This is a genomic window from Mesorhizobium sp. CNPSo 4671, from assembly GCF_057784245.1.
The window spans coordinates 1-5,155 of the sequence record NZ_JBWLUW010000046.1 but is presented as its reverse complement, the minus strand read 5'-3'; the positions used below and the strand labels follow the sequence as shown (position 1 = coordinate 5,155).

Annotated in this window: 1 protein-coding gene and 1 pseudogene; both read right to left on the bottom strand. The window is 60.0% G+C overall.

What is annotated here, in order from left to right:
- Positions 1-4,152, bottom strand: a pseudogene (locus tag AC04SF_RS37185) (hypothetical protein); the annotation flags it as partial.
- Between the two features lie 869 nt (positions 4,153-5,021).
- Positions 5,022-5,155 (bottom strand): transposase domain-containing protein (locus AC04SF_RS37180; RefSeq protein WP_488480748.1); only part of this gene is annotated, 134 nt, incomplete at its 5' end.

Genomic DNA, 5,155 nt, shown 5'->3' with positions numbered 1-5,155 from the left:
CCCGGTTGAGGCGAACCGGGCAGGTTCTTGCCGTCCGGCCTGGACGATGTCCTGCGCCTGCGATGGCAATGCACCCAGTTGATGGATGGGGTCCGCCGACGACATCAGGCGACCGCCTGAATTGGCGATCTCGCTCAGCTGCCGCTCAAGGCCGTCTGGATTGTCCAGGGTCCTCGGCCTCTTCGCTGGCCGCAACCCAGCTGTGTCACGCTCATTGTTGATGAGGACCTCCTCGCTTGGCGGGAGGTTGCTGCTGGCAAATACACCCATCGGCTTGTCGGGGAACTGCTGGGGGTCGTGGCCCCAGTTCAAGTGACGAACGGACTCTCGGGGATCCGATGACTGGTCATGGCGCGGGGCTGGCTCGAGAGATAACGACGGGCCGGGTTTGTCCATCATCTCCCAAAGCAAATTCTGATCGTAGCCTTCTACGGGAGGCAGCTCATCTGGCCATCTGTCCGCTTCCTGCGACACACTGTGCTGGACAGCGGCGCCGCTGACGGGCATCGGCTCCATCCGGATCGCTTTTGCGGGATCAGGAACGGGGAGGTTATGGCGCTCGAGCTCCATCGCTTTAGCGCCTGCCTGCGATTTTCGCAGATCAGCCAGTGCGGCACCGACATTCCGATTGCCCCCGGCGTCCTTCCTATAGCGCTCGACATCGCCGTCCAATGATGTGCCGGAAAGCCGAGCAGCAATGCCCGGCTTGTTGCTCTCACGCAGGTAGTCACTGAAACTGCGAAGAAGAACTGCATACCGGCTGCGGGTCCCTGTCGCTGCTTCGTTTTTGTATTCTTTGATGAGAGCCACGTCCTGGGGGTGAGGATTTAGCTCAGGGCGGCCTGTGATCGGCACCACTCCGCCCGTCGATTGGAAGTTCCGGAGATGGTCCATTGCCGGACGGAGTCTCCCATTATGACCCGTTTCGATGGCCTCGCGCACATCATCGGTCAGCGACCGGTCGTCGAGCCGAGCAGCAATCGGATCTTTGTTCTTTGCGAAGAGCCAGCGCCCGAAGCTGCGAAGAGAAGATACATAGGCGTCGGCAGTGCCATCGGCGGCATTGCCCTCGAAGAGGGCCTTCTCAAGCCCCGAAATGAGGCCAGCGTCCTCGGAATAAAGAGGCTGCTTGCTTCGCCCTATCAAAACTCCAGTTGACTGAAGGCGCTTGGCCGGCTGGAGAGATGACGACGGGCCGGGTTCGTCCATCATCTCCCAAAGCAAATCCTGATCGTAGCCTTCCACAGGAGGCAGCTCCGCTGGCCACCTGCCCGCACCCTGCGACACGCTGTGCTGCGCAGCGGCGCGGCCGACGGGCATCGGCTCCATCCGGACCGCTTTTGCGGGAGCAGGAACGGGGAGGATATGGCGCTCGAGCCCCATCGCTTTAGCGCCTGCCTGCGATTTTCGCAGATCAGCCAGTGCGGCACCGATATTCCGATCACCCGCGGCGTCTTTCCTATAGCGCTCTAAATCGCCGTCCAACGACGTGCCGGAAAGCCGAGCAGCAATGCCCGGCTTGTTGTTCTCACGCAGGTAGTCACTGAAACTGCGAAGAACAGCTGCATACTTGCTGCCGGTCCCTGGCGCTGCTTCGTTTTTGTACTCTTTGATGAGAGCCACGTCCTGAGGGTGAGGATTTAGCTCAGCGCGGCTTGCGATCGGCACGTTGCCTGTCGACTGGAAGATCCGGAGATGGTCCATTGCCGGACGGAGTCTCACGTTATAACCCGTTTCGATGGCCTCGCGCATATCATCGGTCAGCGATTGCTCGTTGAGCCGGGCAGCAATCGGATCTTTGTTATTTGCGAAGAGCCAGCGGCCGAAGCCGCGAAGAGAAGATACATAGGCGGAAGCAGTGGCATTGATGGCATTGCCCCCGAGAAGTGCCTTCTCAAGTCCCGAAATAAGGTGAGCGTCCTCGGAATAAAGACGCTGCCTGCGCCGCCCTATCCGAACTCCAGCTGACTGAGCCGGCCGCAGTGTCGAGGTCGCCGGTATTGCTCCACCTGAATTGGCGATCTCGCTCAGCTGCCGCTCAATGGCAAGACCGGGTAGATTGTCCAGGGGCCTCGGCCTCTTCGCTGGCCGCAACCCAGCTGTGTCACGCTCATCGTTGATGAGGACCTCCTCGCCTGGCAGGAGGTTGCTGCTGGCAAATGCACCGATCGGGTTGTCGGAGAACCGGCGCGCGGCTGGCTGAGATGACGACGGGCCGGGTTTGTCCATCATCTCCCAAAGCAAATCCTGATCATAGCCTTCCACAGGAGGCAGCTCCTCTGGCCACCTGTCCGCTTCCTGCTGCGCAGCGGCGGCGCTGACGGGCTTCGGCTCCATCCGGACCGCGTTTTCGGAATCAGGAACGGGGAGAATATGGCGCTCGAGCTCCATCGCTTTAACACCTGCCTGCGATTTTCGCAGATCAGCCAGTGCGGCACCGATATTCCGATCACCCGCGGCGTCTTTCCTATAGCTCTTCACGTCGCCGTCCAATGACGTGCCGGAAAGCCGAGCAGCAATGGCCGGCTTGTTGTTCTCACGCAGGTAGTCACTGAAACTGCGAAGAAGAGCTGCGTACCGGCTGCCGGTCGATGTCCCTGCTCCGTTTTTGTACTCTTTGATGAGAGCCCGATCCTGGGGGTGAGGATTTAGCTCAGGGCGACCTTCGATCGGCACGACTCCGCCCATCGACAAGGTCCGGAGATGGTCCATCGCCGGAAGGAGTCGTTTGTGATGACCCTTATCGATGGCCTCGCGGGCATCATCGGTCAGCGACTGGTCGTCGAGGCGGGCAGCAATCGGATCTTTGTTATTTGCGAAGAGCCAGCGCCCGAACCTGCGAAGAGAAGATACATAGGCGTTGGCGTTGCCCTTGCTGAGGGCAAGTTCCGAGATGAGGCGAGCGTCCTCGAAATAAAGAGGCTGCTTCCTGTTCCCTTTCGAAACTCCAGCTGACTGAGGCGGCTGCAGCGCCGAGGAGGCCGGCATTCCTCCACTACCTCCACCTGAATTGGCGACACGCTCATCGTTGATGACGACTTCCCCGCTTGGCAAAAGGTTGCTGCTGGCAAATCCACCCATCGGCTCGTCCGGGAACTGCTGGTGGTCGTAGCCCCAGTTTAAGTGACGAATGGACTCTCGGGGATCCGATGACTGGTCATGGCGTGCGGCTGGCTCGAGAGACGACGACGGGCCGGGTCTGTCCATCATCTCCCAAAGCAAATCCTGATCGTAGCTTTCTACGGGAGGCAGCTCATCTGGCCATCTGCTCGCGGCCTGCGACGCGCTGTGCTGCGCAGCGGCGCTGCCGACGGGCATCGGCTCCATCCGGACCGCGTTTTCGGCAGCGGGAACGAGGGGAAATTGGCGCTCGATTTCCATCACTTTAGCGCCTGCCTGCGATTTTCGCAGATCAGCCAGTGCGGGACCGATATTCCGATCACCGCCGTCCTTCCTATAGCTCCTGACATCGCCGTCCAACGACATGCCGGAAAGCCGACCAGCAATGCCCGGCTTGTTGTTCTCACGCAGGTAGTCACTAAAATTGCGAAGAACAGCTGCATACACCTTGCGGGTCGGTGTCACTGCTTGGTTTTTGTACTCTTCGATGAGGACCCCGTCCTGGGGGTGAGGATTTAGATTACCGCAACCTTTGATCGGCACGATTCCGCCCGTCGACTGGAAGGTCCGGAGATGGTCTATTGCCGAGAGGAGTCGTCTATTATGACCCTTTTCGACGGCTTCGCGGGCATCATCGGTCAGCGACTGGTCGTCGAGCCGCGCAGCAATCGTATCTTTTTTATTTGCGAAGAGCCGGCGGCTGAAGCTGCGAAGAGAGTATACATAGCCGTTGGCGGTGTGGTTGGCGGCATTGCCGTGGCGGAGGCCCTTCTCAAGCACCGAAATAAGGCGAGCATCCTCGGAATAGAGAGGCTCCTTGCTGTGCCCTATCAAAACCCCAGCTGACTGGACCGGCTGCAACGTCGAGGCCGCCGGCATTGCTCCACCACCTCCACCTCCACCTAAATTGGCGATCTCGCTCAGCTGCCGCTCAAAGGTCGCCGCATCTGCGGACGGCACCGCGGGTGAACTCGCTTGCCGGCCCGCGCTGTCCGACTTTACCTGCTCCCAATTCGTCGAGGCGAAATCCATCCGTCCCTCCCTTCAAAAAATAGGCCTTCGAGGCTGGGCTGGATTTGACGTGCCGGAAATCAGGAACAAACTACCCTTTTAACAGCCCTCGGCAGGCATGCACCGTGAGCATCGGCAGCCGATGTTCGTCCAGTGCGACCAACCCAGTCTGTTTTGTTAAATGGGAAAGCTGTCGACAACCTGATCACGACAACGCGCCTCGAGGGTGGTGCATGTGCCCGCGCGCTTCGCCGTCAAGACCCGATAGATCGAAGATTGAGAGACAAATACTGCTTCTCATCGTGAGGTGGGCGGCTAGCTTTCGCGGTGATCGGATGTGTGACCGGCAGAAACCTGGTTGAACGGGCAGGGCGCTGCTATGGCAAGCACATCCGACCGGCCATCCGATTCTCACGCGTCCCTCGATGTCAGCTGCGCGTGGCGTCCGCTTGGCTAAATTCCAATCACGAGGGCGTCGCCGCTGGGACCCGAACCCGCTGCCGCCAGCAGGATTTTCTCGCCCTGCCGAAACGACAATTGGTGGGCTAGCAACCTGTGTCTAGGTGATTGGATTTGATCGCCATGGAGTGACGGTTTTCAGCACTGCGTTGCGATTGCTACGAGCCTGCGCGCGATTGCGATTTATGATGAGCTTGTGGGGCTTGCAAGTTCTTTGAGACGCTTGGCGAGGGGTTTCAGCGCCTGATTGTGACATGCTGCGGCGAGTGAGGCCTGGAACAGCACATGACGCAACGCCCGCCGTCCACCGAGATCCTTCTCTTGCCGTGCATTGTTCCACGGTAGTGTGGCGTCGGAGCAAGGCCTGTCATGGCGGCGGCCTCGCCGGCGGTCATCCGACCGAGTTCCGGCATTCGGCGTAACCGCTGTTCTCAGGCCACGGCCTTGAGTGGTGCGGGGGCGTAGGCCCAGGGCAGCAGGTCGTCGAGTTGGCTTTGCGGATGGCCGGCGACGATGCGGGTGATGACGTCGGTGAGGTAGGCGTACGGGTCGACGCCGTTGAGTT